Annotated in this window: 17 protein-coding genes and 1 tRNA gene; 7 read left to right on the top strand and 11 right to left on the bottom strand. The window is 65.7% G+C overall.

The genetic code is table 11. From position 1 onward, the window contains the following. Positions 1-6 precede the first annotated feature (6 nt). The gene (locus BEK68_RS21915; protein WP_012436633.1) at positions 7-1,011 is read left to right on the top strand and encodes an FAD binding domain-containing protein; all 1,005 of its coding nucleotides are present in this window, start codon (positions 7-9) and stop codon (positions 1,009-1,011) included. Then, on the top strand, positions 1,008-3,206 hold the full coding sequence (locus tag BEK68_RS21910) for a xanthine dehydrogenase family protein molybdopterin-binding subunit (protein WP_012436632.1): 2,199 nt from the start codon (positions 1,008-1,010) through the stop codon (positions 3,204-3,206). Before BEK68_RS21915 ends, BEK68_RS21910 begins: the two co-directional genes overlap by 4 nt. A gap of 146 nt (positions 3,207-3,352) precedes the next feature. Here the strand turns inward: BEK68_RS21910 and BEK68_RS21905 are convergent, their stop codons facing one another. After that, positions 3,353-3,637 carry a hypothetical protein gene (locus BEK68_RS21905; RefSeq protein WP_004628870.1) on the bottom strand — a complete coding sequence of 95 codons (285 nt, stop codon included), beginning with the start codon at positions 3,635-3,637 and terminating at the stop codon, positions 3,353-3,355. A 498-nt stretch (positions 3,638-4,135) separates the two neighbouring features. Between BEK68_RS21905 and BEK68_RS21900 the strand changes: the two genes are divergently transcribed. Together BEK68_RS21900 and BEK68_RS21895 are read left to right on the top strand one after the other, a co-directional pair. Beyond that, positions 4,136-5,266: a porin gene (locus BEK68_RS21900; RefSeq protein ID WP_012436631.1), complete on the top strand. Its 1,131-nt coding sequence runs from the start codon at positions 4,136-4,138 to the stop codon at positions 5,264-5,266. A gap of 145 nt (positions 5,267-5,411) precedes the next feature. Continuing rightward, positions 5,412-6,410: a Bug family tripartite tricarboxylate transporter substrate binding protein gene (locus BEK68_RS21895; protein ID WP_012436630.1), complete on the top strand. Its 999-nt coding sequence runs from the start codon at positions 5,412-5,414 to the stop codon at positions 6,408-6,410. 6 nt (positions 6,411-6,416) lie between these two features. Here the strand turns inward: BEK68_RS21895 and kdpE are convergent, their stop codons facing one another. The 4 genes from kdpE to BEK68_RS21875 form a co-directional block, all read right to left on the bottom strand. Then, positions 6,417-7,121 (bottom strand): two-component system response regulator KdpE, encoded by a 705-nt coding sequence (gene kdpE, locus BEK68_RS21890; protein WP_004628876.1) that lies wholly within the window; start codon positions 7,119-7,121, stop codon positions 6,417-6,419. 69 nt (positions 7,122-7,190) lie between these two features. Continuing rightward, on the bottom strand, positions 7,191-7,502 hold the full coding sequence (locus tag BEK68_RS21885; RefSeq protein WP_004628878.1) for a high-potential iron-sulfur protein: 312 nt from the start codon (positions 7,500-7,502) through the stop codon (positions 7,191-7,193). A 335-nt stretch (positions 7,503-7,837) separates the two neighbouring features. After that, a complete protein-coding gene (gene hisC / locus BEK68_RS21880; RefSeq protein ID WP_012436629.1) occupies positions 7,838-8,905 on the bottom strand; it encodes a histidinol-phosphate transaminase in 1,068 nt (355 codons plus the stop codon). A 171-nt stretch (positions 8,906-9,076) separates the two neighbouring features. Then, positions 9,077-9,152, bottom strand: a tRNA-Arg gene (locus tag BEK68_RS21875). 381 nt (positions 9,153-9,533) lie between these two features. Here BEK68_RS21875 and BEK68_RS21870 point away from each other — a divergent pair. Both BEK68_RS21870 and BEK68_RS21865 read left to right on the top strand, forming a co-directional pair. Further along, the gene (locus BEK68_RS21870; protein ID WP_012436628.1) at positions 9,534-10,427 is read left to right on the top strand and encodes a c-type cytochrome; all 894 of its coding nucleotides are present in this window, start codon (positions 9,534-9,536) and stop codon (positions 10,425-10,427) included. 177 nt (positions 10,428-10,604) lie between these two features. Further along, positions 10,605-11,018 (top strand): surface-adhesin E family protein, encoded by a 414-nt coding sequence (locus BEK68_RS21865; RefSeq protein ID WP_004628885.1) that lies wholly within the window; start codon positions 10,605-10,607, stop codon positions 11,016-11,018. An 18-nt stretch (positions 11,019-11,036) separates the two neighbouring features. Here BEK68_RS21865 and BEK68_RS21860 read toward each other — a convergent pair whose 3' ends face one another. After that, complete coding sequence (locus BEK68_RS21860) at positions 11,037-12,110, bottom strand: LmeA family phospholipid-binding protein (protein WP_012436627.1); 1,074 nt, start codon at positions 12,108-12,110, stop codon at positions 11,037-11,039. After that, positions 12,107-13,264 carry a hypothetical protein gene (locus BEK68_RS21855; protein ID WP_012436626.1) on the bottom strand — a complete coding sequence of 386 codons (1,158 nt, stop codon included), beginning with the start codon at positions 13,262-13,264 and terminating at the stop codon, positions 12,107-12,109. The genes BEK68_RS21860 and BEK68_RS21855 overlap by 4 nt, the downstream gene beginning before the upstream one ends. Before the next feature lie 86 nt (positions 13,265-13,350). Here BEK68_RS21855 and BEK68_RS21850 point away from each other — a divergent pair, with 86 nt between their 5' ends. Then, positions 13,351-14,169 (top strand): MerR family transcriptional regulator, encoded by an 819-nt coding sequence (locus BEK68_RS21850; RefSeq protein WP_012436625.1) that lies wholly within the window; start codon positions 13,351-13,353, stop codon positions 14,167-14,169. Positions 14,170-14,260: 91 nt separating this feature from the next. On the opposite strand, the gene BEK68_RS21845 is transcribed toward BEK68_RS21850, so the two are convergent. Genes BEK68_RS21845 through BEK68_RS21830 form a run of 4 tightly spaced genes read right to left on the bottom strand, consistent with a single transcriptional unit; the run spans position 14,261 to position 18,727 of the window. Then, positions 14,261-15,157, bottom strand: a complete 897-nt coding sequence (locus tag BEK68_RS21845; protein ID WP_012436624.1) for a metal-dependent hydrolase — start codon at positions 15,155-15,157, stop codon at positions 14,261-14,263. After that, a complete protein-coding gene (locus tag BEK68_RS21840; protein WP_012436623.1) occupies positions 15,154-16,176 on the bottom strand; it encodes an alpha/beta fold hydrolase in 1,023 nt (340 codons plus the stop codon). Before BEK68_RS21840 ends, BEK68_RS21845 begins: the two co-directional genes overlap by 4 nt. A gap of 9 nt (positions 16,177-16,185) precedes the next feature. Next, positions 16,186-17,076 carry an SDR family NAD(P)-dependent oxidoreductase gene (locus BEK68_RS21835; RefSeq protein WP_004628897.1) on the bottom strand — a complete coding sequence of 297 codons (891 nt, stop codon included), beginning with the start codon at positions 17,074-17,076 and terminating at the stop codon, positions 16,186-16,188. A gap of 28 nt (positions 17,077-17,104) precedes the next feature. Continuing rightward, the gene (locus tag BEK68_RS21830; RefSeq protein ID WP_024542303.1) at positions 17,105-18,727 is read right to left on the bottom strand and encodes a flavin-containing monooxygenase; all 1,623 of its coding nucleotides are present in this window, start codon (positions 18,725-18,727) and stop codon (positions 17,105-17,107) included. Positions 18,728-18,791 lie beyond the last annotated feature (64 nt).

Below are 18,791 nucleotides of genomic sequence, written 5' to 3'. Positions count from 1 at the left end.
AGCCTCATGCAATCGATTGCTTATGACCGTGCATCTTCCGTCGAGGCTGCCGTGCGCCTGGGCAACGAGCCGGGCGCGCGCTATATCGGCGGCGGGACGAATCTGCTGGACCTGATGAAGGGCGGGATCGAGCAGCCGCAGCGCCTCGTGGACGTGAGCCGCCTGCCGCTGGCGCAGATTCGCGCGTTGCCCGACGGCGGCCTGCGACTGGGCGCGATGGCGCGCAATGCCGACACGGCGGCGCATCCGCTGGTGCGCTCGCGCTATCCGCTCCTGAGCGAGGCGATTGTCTCGGGTGCGTCGGGGCAGCTGCGCAACATGGCCACCAACGGCGGCAACCTGATGCAGCGCACGCGCTGCCATTACTTCTACGACACGGCGTACCCGGCGTGCAACAAGCGGCAGCCCGGCTCCGGCTGTGCCGCGCGCGAGGGTTTCAATCGCATGCATGCCATTCTGGGTGCGAGCGAGGCATGCGTGGCGACGCATCCGTCCGACATGGCCGTCGCCTTGGCCGCGCTCGACGCCACGGTGGTGGTGCACGGCGCGCGCGGTGAGCGGCGTATCCCGATCGACGCGTTCCATCGGCTGCCGGAAGCGCACCCCGAAATCGACACGACACTCGGGCCCGGCGAGCTGATCGTCGCCATCGATCTGCCGCCGCCCGTGTTCGGCTCGCACGTGCATTACCTGAAGGTGCGCGACCGTGCCAGTTATGCGTTTGCGCTGGTGTCGGTGGCTGCGGCGCTGGCGTTGCAAGCGGATGGGCGGACGATCCGGGAGGCGCGCATCGTGCTGGGCGGCGTCGCGCACAAGCCGTGGCGTGCGCATGCGGCGGAGCAGATGCTGGCGGGGCAGGTGCTGGACGCGCACTTGTTTGCCCAGGCCGGCGCGTTGGCCGTGCAGGGCGCACAGCCACTGCGCGACAACGGCTTCAAGGTGCCGCTCGCACAGCGTGCGGTGGCGCGCGCGCTAACCGTGGCTTCCGACCCGACTGGAGGCGTGGCATGAGCAACGTCGGCCAACCGCTGGACCGCACTGACGGTCTGCTTAAAGTCACGGGCCAGGCACGCTACTCGGCCGAGTTTCAGGTGCCGCGTCTGGTGCATGCGGTGCTGGTGCAAAGCACGGTGCCCGCCGGCCGAATCACCCGGGTGGATACACACGTTGCGCAGGCCATGCCCGGCGTGCTGCTGGTGATGACGCACGAGAACGCGCCGCGCTTGCCTAACGATGGCAAGCCCGCGCTGGAACCGCCGGCCGGACGCGTGCTCTCGTTGCTGCAGGACGATCAGGTGCACTACAACGGCCAGCCCGTGGCGGTCGTCGTGGGCGACACTCTGGAACACGCGCAGGCCGCAGCGCGCATGGTGCGCGTAGAGGTTGCCCAGCAGCCGGCGCGGCTCGACTTCGAAACCGCCCGCGCCGATGCGCACTCGCCCGGCAAGGTGCAGACGCAATCGGCCGATACCATGCGCGGCGATATGGCCTCCGGCATGGCGCAGGCGGCGCAGCGCATCGAGGCCATCTACGGGACGCCCATGGAAGCGCACAACCCGATGGAGCCGCACGCCACCATCGCCGTGTGGGAGGGCGATTCGCTCACGTTGTACGACAGCACGCAGTACGTCTCGGGTGTGCGCCGCACCGTCGCCAAGACGCTAGGTCTGTCGCCTGACAAGCTGCGTGTGGTGTGCCCGTTCGTGGGCGGCGGGTTCGGCTGCAAAGGCTCGGTGTGGTCGCACGTGGTGCTGGCGGCGATGGCCGCGCGCCAAGCGGGGCGGCCCGTCAAGCTTGTTCTGGAGCGGGCGCAGATGTTCGGCCCCGTCGGCGGGCGCCCGCGTACCGAGCAGCGCATCGCCATGGGCGCCGCCAGCGATGGCCGCTTCACCGCCATCTCTCACGACTCGCTGACCACCACGTCGATGATTGAGGATTGGACCGAGCCCTGCGCCATCGTCACGCGCATGCTTTACGACACGCCCAACCAGCGGACGACGCATCGGCTGGCGCGTTTGAACGTCGGTACGCCCACCTTCCAGCGCGCACCCGGCGAAGCCACTGGCACGTTCGCGCTGGAAGTCGCGCTGGATGAGATGGCCTACGCGCTTGGCATCGACCCCGTGGAACTGCGCCTGCGCAACGATGCCGCCCAAGACCCGGAAAAACGCATCCCGTGGTCGAGCAAATCCCTGGCTGCCTGCTACCGGACGGGCGCCGAGCGCTTCGGCTGGGCGCGCCGCAACCCGCAGCCGGGCAGCATGCGCGAGGGCACTACGCGCGTCGGCTGGGGCATGGCCACGGCCACGTACCCAGCCAATCGCAGCGCGGCTGCTGCCACGGCGCGCTATCTGCCCGACGGTACGGCGCAGGTCGAATCGGGATCGCAGGATCTGGGCACCGGCACTTACACGGTGATGACGCAGGTGGCGGCCGATGCCATGGGCATGCCCGTCGACCGCGTGCTCTTCAGTCTGGGCGATACGCGCATGCCCGAAGCGCCGGTGTCGGGCGGCTCGCAGAGCGTGGCCAGCGTATCGCCCGCGGTGCAGGCCGCCGGCCAGCAGGCACGCGATGCATTGATTGCCGCGGCCATTGCCGACGCCAGTTCGCCGCTGCATGGGCTGGACGCGGGCGCCATCACGGTGGCCGATGGTGTTCTGAGCGCACACAGCGGTGCTCGGGAACCGGCGGCTGCCGTAGTCGCCCGCTATGGTCGCCCCATCGAGGTGACCGCCAAGGTGCAGCCGGGCGAAGAGAAGCAGAAGTTCTCAATGCACTCGTTCGGCGCGGTGTTTGCCGAGGTCCATGTCGACGCGGACCTGGGCGTGATCCGCGTCTCGCGCATAGTGGGGAGCTACGGCGTCGGGCGGTTGCTCAACGCCAAGACGGGCCGTAGCCAGCTCATGGGCGGCATCGTCTGGGGCATAGGCATGGCGCTGTTCGAAGAGAGCCTGCTGGACCCGCGTTACGGTCGCATCGTCAACAACAACCTGGCGGAGTACCACGTGCCCGTCAACGCCGATGTGCCCGACATCGACATCCTCGTACTCGACGAGGCGGACCCGCACATCAACCCGCTGGGCGCCAAGGGCATCGGCGAGATCGGCATCACCGGCGTGCCGGCGGCCATCGCCAACGCCGTCTATCACGCCACCGGCCGGCGCGTGCGCGAATTGCCGATCACGCTCGACAAGCTCATCTGAGCGCGCATGAAAAAGCCCCGCCGGCGCATCACCAGCGGGGCCAGAGTGGGCCAAGAGGCGGAAAACGGAGGATGCCTGGAGACAGGCCCGTAACTGATCAATGCGTGACGGCTGCGTGACGAACGCGGTGAATGCCGTTCAGCGCATCAATTCGGAACCGGATACCCGTAGACCGTGCCGCCGCCCTCGCGGGAGCGGCCGGCCGGGTCGCTGCGCATGCCTTCCGAATAGGGATCGAAGCGGCCTGCGCGCGCGCCTTCTGTATACGTGTCGAAGCGGCCGGTGCGGGCACCGTCGCTATAGACGTCAAACCGTTCGGCGCGAGCATTCTGGCCGAACACTTCCACGCGGCTGGCCTGCGCCCAAGCGCTGCCCGCCGCGAGGGCCCCGACCGCCAACATGGCGGCCAACCCCATTTGCTTGAGTCGCATGGCGAACTCCTTCTTCAACTGATTTTCGGTGCTGTTTTAGGCGTGGTCATTTGATGTCCTGCCACGGTCTACAGCCTAGGTCAGGAGGCATGCCGCATCCACGGTGGAGCGACGAACGGTTTGTTGTCGGCGCCGAAATGATGCAAGTCAGCGTGAACGGCGCTGAAAAGCGCGCCAATGGCGTAACGCCACCGGCAATCTCCCAACCTTTTTGTCTAATCAAGAGATGGGGTGAAAGCCAGCGCTCGGCGTTGATGCACCACAGCAGGGCGTCCCGAGCCGGCAAGCCTTGCCATAGGCCGATTTGGTGCAGCGCATTAAGAGCGATGCGCGCTTACCACACTTGGTAGAACGATTCCGTGAATTGCTTTGCCGCGCATATGGGCTTTTGTTAAATTTGCGCGGCACTTCCGACACGGAAGTTAAGGAAACGGAGGAGCCCAACCTCATGCACACGGGGTCGGGCGGTTTGAGACAACTCTTTTATTACGAGCCCACATGAAAAAGTCTGCCATTCTGGTCGCAGTTGGCGCCCTGTTCGCAGGTTCTGCCTATGCCCAATCGAGCGTGACGCTGTACGGTATTGTCGATACCAGCATTCACTACATCAACAACGCCAACCAAGCTGGCAACAGCGTGACCCAGATGGAAAGCGGTGCTGTGTCGAACAGCCGCTGGGGCCTGAAGGGCTCGGAAGACCTGGGTGGCGGCAACAAGGCACTGTTCGTGCTGGAAAGCGGCTTCAACTCCGACTCGGGCACGATGAGCAGCAAGGGTACGCTGTTCAACCGTCAATCGTTCGTGGGTCTGTCGAACAAGGACCTGGGCACCATCACCCTGGGCCGTCAATACAACTTCGGCTTCACGACGGGCGGCAACTTCGACCCGCTGGGCGTGGGTAACTACGACGGCAATTCGTGGATGTACTACGGCCTGACCGGTCTGCGTGAATCGAACATGCTGAAGTACGAAGGCAAGTGGAACGGCCTGTCGGTCGGCCTGGCCTACGGCTTTGGCGAAGTGCCGGGTGCTGCAAGCCAGAACTCGTACGTTGGCGGCACGGTGGCCTATGAATTCGGCCCGGCCTACATCGGCGCATTCGCACAGCAGCACAAGGATATTGCTGGCAACAAGCAAACCGTTTGGGGTATCGGTGGTAACTACACCATCGCTGCAGCCAAGCTGTTCGCAGGCTACATCGACAGCAGCGACGCCACGGGTTGCGTGAACAGCTCGGCTAACTGCGTCGGCGGCAGCGCCTTCGGCCTGAACATCTACGGCAACGCCACCTCGGGCGCTGGCCTGACCCCGGGCGCCACGAAGCGTCGTGACCACGTCGGCATCCTGGGCGTGACGTACAACATCACCCCGGCCCTGGCTCTGACGGGCGCGTTCTACTACGACAGCATCAACAACGCTGCCCTGACCGCCGGCAACGACGGCAAGCGCTACACCGGCGTGCTGCTGGCCGAGTACGCCCTGTCCAAGCGCACGCAAGTGTATGGCACGGTCGACTACAACAAGGTCAAGGACGCAGCTCTGCCGGAACTGTCGGGTGGCGGCAACGCAACCGGCGTTGGCAAGTCGAACCAGACGAGCGTTGGCGTGGGTATCCGCCACATCTTCTAATCGACGCTGTCACTCGATTGGGAACGGAAAAGGCGCCTTCGGGCGCCTTTTCTTTTGCCTGCCGTTTTTGTATTTCGCCGGGGCGAGCTTGCCTGGGCATCGGCCTACAATGTTTCTTTCCGTTTCTTTCCTCCGACATTGCGCCATGACTTCCGCACGTACTGCCCGCCGTCGTCTGATTGCTTCTGCTGCGCTACTGTGCGCCGGTCTGCCGTTGCTTGCTGCTGCGCCGGTGCAAGCGCAGGACTATCCGGCCAAGCCGATCCGCATCATCGTCGCCTATCCGACTGGTGGCATTTCCGACAACGTGGCGCGTGCACTGGGTGAAAAGCTGTCGGCGCAACTGGGCCAGCCGGTGGTGGTGGAAAACCGCGCCGGTGCCGGCGGCAGCATCGGCATGGATGCCGTGGCCAAGTCGGCCCCCGATGGCTACACGTTGGGCTTCTCATCGGTCAGCCCGCTCACGCTCAACCCGCATTTCAGCAAGCTGCCGTATGACCCGCAGAAAGACATCGCGCCCGTGGCCAATGTCATGTATGCGCCGATGATCCTGCTGGGCACGCCGTCGTTCACAGGCAAGAGCTTTGCCGACATGCTGAGCCAGTCGCGCACCAAACCGGGCTCGATCCGCTGGTCGACATCGGGCCTGGGTACGGTGGGGCATCTCGCGCTGGAGCAGATCAAGTCGCAGGCGCACGTCGATATCACGCTCATCCCGTACAAGGGCGGTGGCCAGCAATTGACGGATGCGCTGGGCGGCCAAGTGGAAGTCATGTCGACCAACGTCGGTCCGACCTTGATGCAACACATCACCAGCGGCAAGCTGCGCCCGCTGGCGGTGGGGGCGCCGCACCGGCTCGATGCGCTGCCGAATGTGCCGACCTTCACCGAGCTGGGTTACGCCAAGGCGAATATGGCGTCGACCTTTGGCGTGTTCGCGCCGGCCAAGACGCCAGCCCCCGTGATTGCCCGGTTGAATGCAGAGATCAACAAGGCGCTGGCTGCGCCCGATCTGCGCGAGCGTCTTACGCAGGCCGCCGTGGTGCCGGCCGGCGGCACCGCCGAGCAATTTGCCGCGGCCATCCGCGCGGAATACGACAGCAACGGCCGCATCGTGCGCGCCGCCGGCATCAAGGAACAGTAAGCCGACTTACGCCGTAAACCGGTACCCCACGCCGACTTCGGTCAGCAGGTGTTCGGGCCGCGCCGGATCGCGTTCCAGCTTGTGGCGCAGATGGCCCATGTAGATGCGCAGGTAGTGGCTGCTGTCGGAATGCGCCGGGCCCCAGACTTCGCGCAGCAGCTCGCGGTGCGTCATCACGGTGCCGCGGCGGCCGAGCAGCACCGCCAGCAGCCGGTATTCGATCGGGGTGAGATGCACCGCCTCGCCGTTGCGGCTGACCAGGCGGCGCGCCAGGTCGACTTCCACCTCGCCGAAGCGGATGACGCTGCCGCCGTCTTCGCCGCGCTTGGCATGTCGCCGCAACAGCACGCGCAGGCGCGCAACCAGTTCGCCCACGCCGAAGGGTTTGGTCAGGTAATCATCCGCGCCCGCATCGAGCGCTTCGATCTTGTCGCGCTCATCCACGCGGGCCGAAAGCACGAGCACCGGCACTTCCGTCCAGGTGCGCAACTCGCGAATCAACTGCATGCCGTCGCCATCGGGCAGGCCGAGATCGAGAATCACCGCATCCGGCTGACGCGTGCCCGCTTCGATCAGGCCGCGCTCGACGCGGTCGGCTTCGTGGACTTCGCAGCCTTCCTCCTCCAGTGCAGCGCGGACGAAGCGTCGGATATGCGGCTCGTCGTCGATGACGAGGACGGTGGGTGTGAATGTGAACGGCATGGCACGCATTGTAGAGCGCGCCCATAAAAAAAACGGACCCCGCAGGGTCCGTCTTGCTTGCATGCGATACCGCTTCGCTCAGGCCTTCTTTGCCCAGGCGCTGCACCAGCCCTTGTTGGCGACGTCCTTGCCGGCGAACAGCGGGCAACCGCCTTGCGCAGCCGTACCGCCTTGGTACAGGGCGCAGTTGCCGCAGTGCTGATCCGGCGTGTGCTTCGGGAACTTGGCCTTGTCGGCCTTGGTGGTGTCAGCCACGTAGCCCAGTGCCTTGGCTTGCGGATCGGTTTCCGCCACCATCGGTGCAGCCAGTGCGAGGTCCGACATCGACATGACGGCGCCCGCGGCGGCCACGATGGGGATGCTCTTCAGGAATTGACGACGATTGGACATGCTGATTCCTTTTGTGGGAGTGTGTTGTGTGGCGTCCCGTGCCGCCCGCGCAGTGCTCAGGCTCGCCATAGGGGACAGCGGACGGCGTCGGCGCGCCGTTTACCCGCTTGTGCATTCTGGCACAGCAATCGGGCGGCGGCATCTGCGTCCGGTCAATGTTCCCCATACCTGAGCGCAGCAATCGCGGATGTTCGTGGCCTTCGATTGGCGCCGTGCCATGCCGCGCAAGTACCCACATGCACCGTGCGATCGGGGCGTGCAGCCGTCAGCGCGGGGCGCCGCCCCCCAAATGGCTGGCTGACCCCGGTGGCAATTTGCCGCACGCGTGTGTGTACTTACTTCAGCAGACCCTGCAACGCGTTTAAGAATGCGTCGCATTCATCGTCGGTGCCGACGGTGATGCGCAGATGCTGGTCGATGCGTGCGAGCTTGAAGTGGCGCACGAAGATGGCGCGCTCTTTCAGCCGTGCTGCCAGCGTTGCGGCATCGTGGTGCGGATGCCGTGCGAACAGGAAGTTCGCCATCGACGGCACGACCTCGAACGCCAGCGATTGCAGCGATTGCGTCAGCCGCGCGCGGCTTGCCACCACGCGCGCACACGTGGCGCGGAAGTACGCTTCGTCTTCGTAAGCCGCTTGGGCGGCAGCCTGCGCGAGGCGATCCAGCGGATACGAGTTGAAGCTGTCCTTCACGCGATTGAGCGCTTCGACGAGCGCCGCGTGCCCGAACGCGAAGCCCACGCGCATGCCGGCCAGCGAGCGCGACTTCGAAGTCGTGTGCACAACCAGCAGATTCGGATAGCGGTCGATGAGCGCAATGGCAGACTCCGCGCCGAAATCCACATAGGCCTCATCCACCACGACGACCGACGACGGGTTCGCAGCGACGATCCGTTCGATCTCTGCCAGCGGCAGCGCGTGGCCGGTCGGCGCGTTCGGATTCGGGAACAGCACGCCGCCTGCGTCGCCAAGATAGTCATCGGCGCGGATGGAGAAGTCGTCCGCCAGCGGTACCACCTCGCACTGCACGCCGTAAAGCCGCGCGTAGGTCGGATAGAAGCTGTACGAGATGTCCGGAAAGCGCAGCGGCTTGTCGTGCTTGAGCAGCGCCTGGAAGACGTGCGCCAACACTTCGTCCGACCCGTTGCCGGCAAAAACCTGTTCCGGCTTGAGGCCGACATGCGCGGCGACCGTCTCGCGCAGGCGGCGCGAGAGCGGATCGGGATAGCGGCGCAGATTCTCGCCCGTCTCTCCCAGCTCTGCAGCGATCGCGGCCACCACGCGCGGCGACGGCGGGTACGGGTTCTCGTTGGTGTTCAGCTTGATGGGCCGCGCGATGGCCGGCTGTTCGCCCGGGACATAGGGCACAAGTTGCTGAACGATATCGCTCCAGTAACGGCTCACGACTCGACTCCTGATGAGGTGACTATTTTCTAGCGTGCCCGCAGCGCGATCGATGAATCGAAAAAGGCTGGGAAGCTGAATAAGGTTCGGGAATAGGCAGGCCTGCACGTTGCGGCAGAAGCGCGGTTCTGGCGTCGGAAAACCGTACAAGTTGCGTAAATCTTTGATTTTTGGCGCGCCCGGCTGGGATCGAACCAGCAACCCCTGCCTTCGGAGGGCAGTACTCTATCCATTGAGCTACGGGCGCATATCGGCACAGAACGCACCGAAAGAGAAGCCCCGCAGGATAGCGCATTTGGGCGCAAGCGTCCATCGCAGACCCGTGAACGGCCCGGTACGAGGCGGGCTGCTGCAACGTTTCGTTGGGTTTTTGACGCAGGTCGAAAAGCGGCGCCTAGGGCTGTCCCGCGTGTCAAAGGCCCAAGCATTGCGGATATAATCGCGCGTTATTTGCCAAAAGAAAGACGGGGACAGGTCTGTCTGGGCCGACGCGGCGATTCAATCGCCATGGTCTTCCTGCCCTCATCGCGATCCAATGCGGCCCCCACGCACTGCCGGCGATGCTCGTGACCTTGCCGGCGGCGCTCCGAGGGCTCCAAGAGCGGTTCCACCATCCTGAGAGTTGAGCATGAGCGACGCGCAACACGACGAACACGAGCCTCTGATCAAGACCCCCAAGCAGCTGATCATCGCGGTCATCGCCGCCTTTGCCGTTCCCATCCTCATCATCATCCTGCTGGCCAATTACGTTGGCCTGGGCGCCCGGGAAGGCGCAGGCGGTTCCGGCATGTCGGAAGAGGCCGTCAACGATCGCATCAAGCCCGTTGCGCAGCTCGAACTGAAAGACCCGAACGCACCGCGCGTTTTCAAGACCGGCGAGCAGCTCTACAAGGAAGTCTGCGCGACCTGCCACGCTGCAGGCGTGGCCGGCGCGCCGAAATTTGGCGATGCGGCAAGCTGGGGTCCGCGCCTGTCGCAGGGACTCGATGGCCTGACGAAGGTGGCACTGGCCGGCAAGGGTGGCATGCCCGCACGCGGCGGCACGTCGCCCGATGATGTGAGCGACTACGAAATCGAGCGTGCCATCGTCTACATGGCCAACTCCGCCGGTGGGAAGCTGCAGGAACCGGCCGCCCCGGCAGGCGCGGGCGCAGCACCGGCTCAGGCAGCAGCGCCGGATGCATCCGCACCGGCGGCAGCACAGGCTCCGGCCGCTGCTGCGCCGGCACCGGCAGCAGCACCGGTCGCGCCGGCTGCAGCCGCCGCACCGCAAGCCTCGGCGGGGGAAGTTGGCAAGAAGGTTTATGAGTCGACTTGCCAGATGTGCCACGCCGCCGGTGTGGCCGGTGCGCCGAAGTTTGGCGACAAGGCCGCCTGGGCGCCGCGCCTCGCCCAAGGCAAGGCCAAGTTGTATGACTCCGCGCTGCACGGCAAGGGCGCGATGCCGCCCAAGGGCACCTATGCCGGCTCCGATGACGACGTGAAAGCCGCCGTCGACTACATGGCCGCTGCTGCCAAGTAAGCCGCCCTTGCATTCCCGAAGAAGCCCGCCCCGAGCGGGCTTTTTTTTGTTGCCTGCCGCGGCAGTGTCACGCGCGGGGCATGCCGTTTGCTACGCATTTTTTGATGTGCGGAGAACGATGCAGCCATGCTGCTGCGCCCCGCATACGTCTGTGCAATGAGGCAAACGGAGGTTGCGATGCGAACGGAACGAACGACGCTGATCTACTGGGTAGCTGCTGCGCTGGCAATCGGTAGCTCGACGGCCACGGCGGCCGACAACTGGGTCAAGCTGGCCCCGCTGGCCGACAACGGCGGCTCGCTCTATCTGGACAAAGACTCCATCGAGCGCAACAAGGATGGCACTGTGCGCGCCACGACGCGCGACGCCTATGACGCGCCGCGCAAGCTCTCGGACGGCAAGGCGTATCAATACGATACGCGCACGTCCGTCTACGACTGCAAGGAGGGGCGTATCCTGCCGGTCAGTGCGCTGATCCAGGACAGCCAGCACGGCACGGTGCTCACCAAGACCATCGACGGCCCGCGCTGGGAGGCCGTCGTGCCGCGCTCAGAGGGCGAGGCGATCCTGCATGCCGTCTGCCAGAAGTAATGCGCTGTGACGATGGCGCTATTGAGCGGCCCCTGCCGGCGCGAGGTCCACACGCAGCGTGCCATCGGCATCCATGCGCGTGGTGCCGCGCGCGGCGGCCTCGCGGTAGTGGTACAGGTCGAAGCGCAGCGGCCCGCGCGTTGATGTATCGGTCACGAGCACGCGGCTGTTGGCCACCAGCACGTTGTACATCTTCAGGTCGCCGGACTGGATCCAGATGCGGCTCGCGGCGTCGGTTGGCGCCGGCGCACACATGGCGGGCGCGGGGCCGAACCCGAGCACCAGCCCGTCCGGCGTGACACGCGCCGTCTTCATCTGACCGACCAGGCGCGGCGGCGGGAAGACCGTGTATTGGTCCAGCACCATGTCGTTGCCATCCAGCTTGGCGCCGGTGCGATTGAGCGGCGCAAGCTGCGACAGCTCCAGCCCCATCCCTTTGAGCAGCGCCAGCGTCTGGATGCCCATCACGCGTGCCTCGGTGGGCGTGTAGACGAGAAAGCGCGATTCCTTGAGCGCCAAGGTGCCGCGCATGCCGAACGGCAGCCACACGCCGGGAAAATGATTGCGTAGCTTCAGCCCCCCCGACACGTCGAGCACGCCGTCGCCGGGTGTCAGCGACAGCGCATTGAGTGAGCGCGGTGAATAGTCGAGCAGATACCGGTTGAACAGCGCGTCGAGCGAATCCTTGGGCACCGTCACTTCCCCGCCGAGGATGCGGATGTCGAACTGCCCCGGGTCGTCCATGTCGACGGGCTGCCCCGGCTTGTGCGGCACGAGCTGCGCGGTCAGTTGATGCACGTGGAAACCGATGTCGCCGGTGATGCGGAAATCCACATCCCGCATCTGCACGACGGGCGGTGCGGTGCCGGAGTCGCGCGCGACGGCGGGGCCGCTGGCATTGGGCGCGCCGGAGGACGGATCGCAGCGCTGCGCCCATTGCTGGCGTACCGTCGTCAACTCCTTGCGTTGGGCGTTGGCCATCGGCGGCTCGGCGGCGCGGGCGAGTGCGCTGGCGAGCAGCCCGGCCAAGCCAAGCGTCACCAGCGCCAGGCGCAACATCACAGCGGCGAGAGCGAAGGCGGGGGCGATCATGGCGCGGTCCTCTTGGCGAGTTGCAGGGCAGGCTTGCCTGCTTTGGCAATTGCTGTTGCCTTGGCGGCTTTGGCAGCGGCGAGGGTGTCGAACGACGGCATCAGCACGCGAATGCCGCCATCCGGCGAGAAGCGCAGCGACCCCGCGACAAGCTGGTCGCGATAGCGGTACAGGTTGAACACGAAGGGTTTGGCCGGGTCGGCCACGACGATATCGATGCGCGCGTTCATCGGCATCGAGCGCATGAAGCGGATGTCACCGCCGCGGAAGAGGATGTACGGGCGCTGCGCGTCGGCGGCGTTGGCCAGCGGCGGCATCTGCGGGTTGCCATCGCCGATCTGCATGAGCAGCCCGTCGCGCGTGACGCGAATGGCGGAGAGCTTCAACTCCAGCGCGGGCGGCGGAAACAGCTTGGGCACCTGCATGACGATTTCGCTGCCAGTCAGCTGCACGGCAGGCGTCGATACCGGCAACAGATCGGCCAGTTCGATATGCGCCGCGCCCATCAGCGCGCCGGCGTCCTGCCCGCGCACCTTGACCACGTTGGGGTGGAACACGATGGTCTGCGGATCGCGCAACACCAGCGGGCCGCGCAGCTCGATCGGCACCCAGGCGCCGCGCCGGTGCATCTCGGCGCGCATGTCGAGCGTGCCGTCATCAAGCGAGAAGCTGAAGCCGCGCAGCGGCGGATCTTCACCCGGCCCGCGCGCAAACACCACGGTGTTGAAGAGCGCGGCCATGCTCTCGGCCGTAACGCGCACCGAACCGCTCACCGGCTGCAGCGTGTACGACGACACATCGTCGAGCCACACCGGATCGCCCGGTGCACGCGGCACCATGCGCAGCGCGAGCTGGTCGACCAGGAAGCCGACGCCGCCATCGAAACGAAAATCGACATGCCGCAGATACGAGATCGCATCGGGCTGGCCCGAATCGCGCAGCGTGGCGGGCCGCACCTCGCGCGTGGCGAGATTGCCCACCTGGAACGGCGCGCGCGCCTGGGCCCGTGCATCTTCAAGCTGTTTGGCTTTGTCGGCTTCGATGGCGCCGTATCCGTCGCCGGCGGTGGCGCAGCTTTGCAGCAGCAGCGCCGCCACCACTGCGCCCGCAGCCCGCAGCGCGCTATTTCGATGACGCAAGGTCAAGTCCCACATCGACGGTCTCCTCGTCGTGAGAAACGCACCGGAAACGTTCCGGCAACCGACGCGGTCTGTCGCCGCGCTCGTGTAGAATTTTTTGTATGCCCGCCCGCAAACCAACCGGCGACGCCGGTCCGCCTGCCATTCCGCCCGCCCGCGAGTTCACCATCGACGAACTGGCGCGCGCGGCCGAAACCACTGTCCGCAACGTCCGTTCGTATCAGGACCGCGGCCTGATCGATCCGCCCGAGCGGCGCGGACGCGTGGGCATCTACACGCAGGCGCATCTGGGGCGGCTCAAGCTCATCAATCACCTGCTCGGGCGCGGCTACACGCTCTCCAACATCCAGGAGCTGCTCAAGGCCATCGTCGAAGGCCATGACCTGCGCTCCATCCTCGGGCTCGAATCGGCCATCGCGAGCCCCTGGTCGGACGAGTCGCCCAAGCACTACTCGCTCCTGGCGCTTGCCAAGCTGTTTGGCCGTGCCATGTCGCGTCAGGCGCTGGCGCGGGCCATCTCGCTCGGCCTGCTTGAGCCCGATGGCCTCGGCTATCTGGCGCGCAGCCCGAAGGCGCTGCTGGCCGGCGCGCAGATGGCAAAGGCCGGTTTCCCGCTTGTTGAGGTGCTCGACATCATCGAGCGTGCCCGGCCGCATACGCAGGCGGTGGCCGACGATCTTGTCTCCATGGTCGTGCGCGAACTCGACAAGTACGGCAGCGATCTGCCGCCGGTCGAAGACGTGCCGCGTCTGGTCGACGTGATCTGGCGCATCCGTCCGCTGGCGCTGGTGGCAGTCGAAGCCGAGCTGATGCGCGCACTTGAGACGGCCGCCAACAAATACCTGGGCGACCGCGTGGCGCAGGTCATCGAGCACATGCACGAACCGCCGGGCAGCGCGCCCGGGCCGGACAAAGGCTAGTGTCTCCAGCGCGCCCATGCGTGGGGCGCGCCTGATCTATTTCTAGTTTGATCCCGATACGACGGGTGCTGCAGGCGTTTTGAATGCCTGCTCAAGATCCCGCTGCACCCGCCGTCGACAGCTTGCGGCGGATCGACGGCGACGGCGCTTCGCCGTTCGCTGCCGCATACGCTTCGATTTCCGAGATCAGCTTGGGCAGGCGTTCAAGTGCGTCACGGTTGTCTTCATCCCACGGGTGGAATGAAGGCCGGAAAAAGTCGAAGAATTCCGGGATGATCTTGCGCAGCGGCGCCGGGTGAATCCACAGGAAGTGGAATGCCTTGCCCAGACCGAAGAACATGTTCTTGCAGGTGCGATCGGCAAAGATCAGCCGCAGATGCACGTAGAACACCATCGACCAGAACAGCAGCGTGGTCAGCAGCATCGTCGATGTGCGCAGGATGTAGCGGCGCAGGCCCGGCTTGATGGCGAGATTCCACACGTCGTAGCTGACGGCCTTGTGTTCGGTCTCTTCCATGGCGTGCCACAGCCAGACCTGGCGGTAGCCGGGCTCCGAGTTGCGGCCCAGGCCATCTTCATGTGAAAGCACTTGGCCGGCCAGCATGGCGGTGTAGTGTTCCAGCGCCACGGTCACGGCCAGTTGGTGCGACTTCGGGGTCCACTTGCGCAGCACGTTCAGGAACTTGCCGACAAAGCGGTCGATGCGCGTGGCGGGCAGGCCGGCGCGATCGAGGAGGTCGTTGTACAACACGTGCTCGCGCGTATGCATGGCTTCCTGGCCGATGAAGCCGGCCACGGCCTGCTTGAGCTCGGGGTCGGTCACCAGATGACGGTAGTTGCGCACGCTGTCCATGAAGAAGCGCTCGCCGGTCGGGAAGAAGATCGACAGCGCGTTCAGGAAGTGGGTGACGTGCGTGCCTCGCTCGTGCCAGTTGCTGATGCGATCAGCCGGCAGGTGAGGATGCACGTCGCGGCGGACTGGCATCATGGGCGGTTCTCCTGGAATGTGGTTGCGGCGAGGCGCGTCGATGCGCGCCCTTGATCGAGGAATGCACAGAGGTCGGTCCCCACGCGTACGGGGTCTTCCTCCATCGGGATATGGCCGAGCGCCGGATACATGCGCAGCGTGGCGCCGGGAATGCGGCGGGCGAATTCGCCGGCGTGCGCGGGCGGGATCCACCGGTCGCGCTGGCCCCAGAGGATGAGCGTGGGCACTCGGATCGAGGCCAGCCCGCTGGTATCGACATCGTCAAAGCGGAACTTCGGCACCATCTTGCCGATGGCCTGTCGTGCACCGTCGGCATAGAAGAAATCGGCGTAGCGGCGCAGCGTCGGTTCGGACACGCGCGACGGGTCGCCATATACATCGCGCGTGGCGGCGCGGATGATCCCCTCGGGCAGCATCCACGGCGACGTCAGCCGCACGCCCAGGTGATTGAACAGATCGATGTAGATCGGCAGCTTCATCGGAAAGCCTGCCGAGTCGATCAGCACGAGCTTTTCGACGCGGCCCGGGTGCCGCACGGCAAAGTCCCACGACACCATGCCGCCGAGCGAGTTGCCGATCAGCGTGAGTTTCGACAGGCCGAGTGTGTCGACAAACGCGTCGATGAAGTCGCGGTACAGCGGCAGCTCCATTGCGCGCGGGCGGCCTTGCGCATCACGCAGGGGGCCGGTGATGCCGAAGGGCGGCAGGTCGAGCCGGATCACGCGGTAGCGCCGCGTGAGCTGCGGTAGCACGCCATCCCACGTGTGCAGCGATGCGCCAAAGCCGTGGATCAGCAGCAACGTGCCTTCGGAATTGGCGGCACCTTCATCGGTGTAATGGACGCGCGTGCCCATCAGTGGCAGGTAGCGCGATTGCGGCTTGGCGTAGCGCGCGATCAGCACATCGCGGCCGATGCTGCGCAAGCCGATGCGGCCCGGGCGCAGCATGGCGCGTGCAACGTTGAGCAGATTCGCGCGCGGGGGACTGGCAAACAGTTCGCCGGTGGTGGCCGTGGTCATCGGCACCTCCTACTTGGCGCGCGCGGTGGCCGGCGCCGCATCGTCGCGCAGTGCCTTCTTGCGCGTGCGGCGCGCTTCGCGCACGACCAGCGCCTGATACGCGGCAGGCAGCACGCGGGCCATCACGTCTGCAGCGTGCGCGTCGGGGCCGATCAGCACGCGGCGCTTGTTCTTGCGCACGCCGTCCAGGATCACCTCCGCAGCCTTGTCCGCCGAGGTGATGAAGAATTTCTCGAACTCGGCCTTGCCCTGCTGTTCGTCGCGCACCAGGAAGCCGTTCATGCTCGGCGAGACGCGGCTCGACTTGGCAATGTTGGTCTTGATGCCGCCCGGGTGGACACACGTGGCCGACACGCCGCAGTCCATCAGATCGAGTTCCTGGCGCAGCGCTTCGGTGTAGCCGCGCACGGCGTACTTGCTGGCGTTGTAGGCGCCCATACCCGGCTGCGCGAAGATGCCGAAGATGCTCGACGTATTGATGATGTGGCCGTTGCCCGTTGCCTTGAGCAGCGGCAGGAACGCCTTGGTACCGTGTACGACGCCCCAGAAGTTGATGTTCATGATCCAGGCCAGCTCGTCGTCTTCCATGCCTTCGATCGTGCTGGACAGCGCCACACCCGCGTTGTTGAAGATCAGGTTGACCTTGCCGTGCGCGGCGGCCGCTTCTTCGGCCCAGCGGTACACCGCGGCGCGGTCGGCCACGTCGACGGCATGCGTGGTCACGCGGATGCGGTCGCCTTCATGCGCACGCACCAGTTGCAGCGTCTGCGCGAGCGCCGCTTCATTGCGATCGGCCAGCGCAAGGTGGCAGCCTTCGCGTGCCAGCCGCAGCGCCAGCGAGCGGCCCATGCCCGACGCAGCACCGGTGATGGCGGCAACCTGGTTGTTGAATGACTTCATGGCGGGGTCTCCGTGGGGCTGACGCGCATCAGACGCGGTCGAGCGCTTCTTCGTTGGGGGTGTTTTGAGCGGCCGGCACTGTGCGGGCGGGTACGCGCAGCGGCACACCCTTGGGCACCGCCATCGGGCGCGTGCGGTAATCGGCCAGCCGGAAATGCGCGGTGGCGCGACGGAACTGCCACGTGAATCCCGGCCACAGCGTCGTGTTCTTGCCGGTCTTCGGATCGAGGTACCAGCTCACGCAGCCGCCGGCAGACCAGATTGCATGCGACAGCCGCTTCTGGATGCCGTCGTTGAAGCGGCGCTGCACGTCGGGGCGTACGTCGATGGCCGCCACGTTGTGCGCACGCATCGACTTGAGCGCGTCGACGATGTACGCCACCTGCGACTCGATCATGAACACCATCGACGAGTGGCCGAGCCCCGTGTTCGGGCCCACCACCATGAAGAAATTCGGGAAGCCCGACACGGTGGTGCCCAGGTAGGCCTCGGCGCCGTGCTTGTCCCACATGTCGACAATGTCCACGCCCTGGCTGCCGAGCAGCACGCCACGCGGGAACGGGTCCGTTGCATGAAAGCCCGTGCCGAAGATCAGGCAATCGACTTCGCGCCGCGTGCCGTCGGTGGTGACGATGGCGTTGGGCTCAACGCGAGCGATACCGGACGTGATCACGTCGACGTTCTTGCGCGTGAGCGCCGGGTAATAGTCATTCGAGATCAGGATGCGCTTGCAGCCGATGGTGTAGTCCGGCGTGACCTTCTCGCGCAGCACGGGGTCGGCAATGCGGCGCTTGATGTGGCCGCGCGCCATGCGCTCCACCGCCTTCATCAGCTTCGGATGGATCACAAAGCCGAGCACGCGCGACTCCAGCATCCAGTAGATGCCGGTGCGCATCAGCTTTTGCGTGAACGGCAGGTGGCGGAACAGCCAGTGCTCTGCGCGCGACACCTTGCGGTCGGGCTTGGGCAGGATCCACGGCGGCGTGCGCTGATACAGGTCGAGCCGGCCGACCTTCGGCGCAATCTGCGGCACGAACTGGATGGCCGAAGCGCCGGTGCCGATCACGGCGACGCGCTTGCCGCGCAGGTCGTAATCGTGTTCCCAGAGCTGCGAGTGGAAGGCCTTGCCCTGGAAGGTCTCGATGCCGGGGATGTTCGGCCAGGCCGGACGGCTCAGGCCGCCCATGCCGGAGATCAGCGTGCGGGCACGATACCGGCGGCCGTCGGCCATCTCCAGGTTCCACACGCCTGCAGCGTCGTCGAAGGCCGCACGCGCCAGCTCGTGATGAAAGCGCACATGCGGGCGCACGCCAAATTCATCCGTGCAGCGCTCCAGATACGCGCGGATTTCCGGTTGCGGCGAATACATGCGCGACCAGTCCGGATTGGGCGCGAACGAAAACGAATACAGGTGCGATTGCACATCGCACGCGCAGCCGGGGTAATGGTTGTCGCGCCACGTGCCCCCGACGGAGCCCGCCTTTTCAAAGACGAGGAAGTTGTCGATGCCGTGCTGCTTGAGCTGGATCGCCATGCCCAGGCCGGCAAAGCCCGTCCCGATGATGGCGGCATCGATCAGGGGCGGGGCGTCAGCGCTGTGCGGGGCCGACGCAAAGGCGTCGGCGCGCGGAAAGTCGGTCCGTGCGTTCACGTGGTGTCTCCGTGGGCACCACATGGGCGCCTCTTAATGTGACATTGATCGATGTCATCGTAGG

Source organism: Ralstonia pickettii (assembly GCF_001699815.1).
Classification (GTDB): Bacteria; Pseudomonadota; Gammaproteobacteria; order Burkholderiales; family Burkholderiaceae; genus Ralstonia; species Ralstonia thomasii.
Note: the sequence above shows the minus strand (reverse complement) of the source record. Positions and strands in the feature narration are given on the sequence as shown.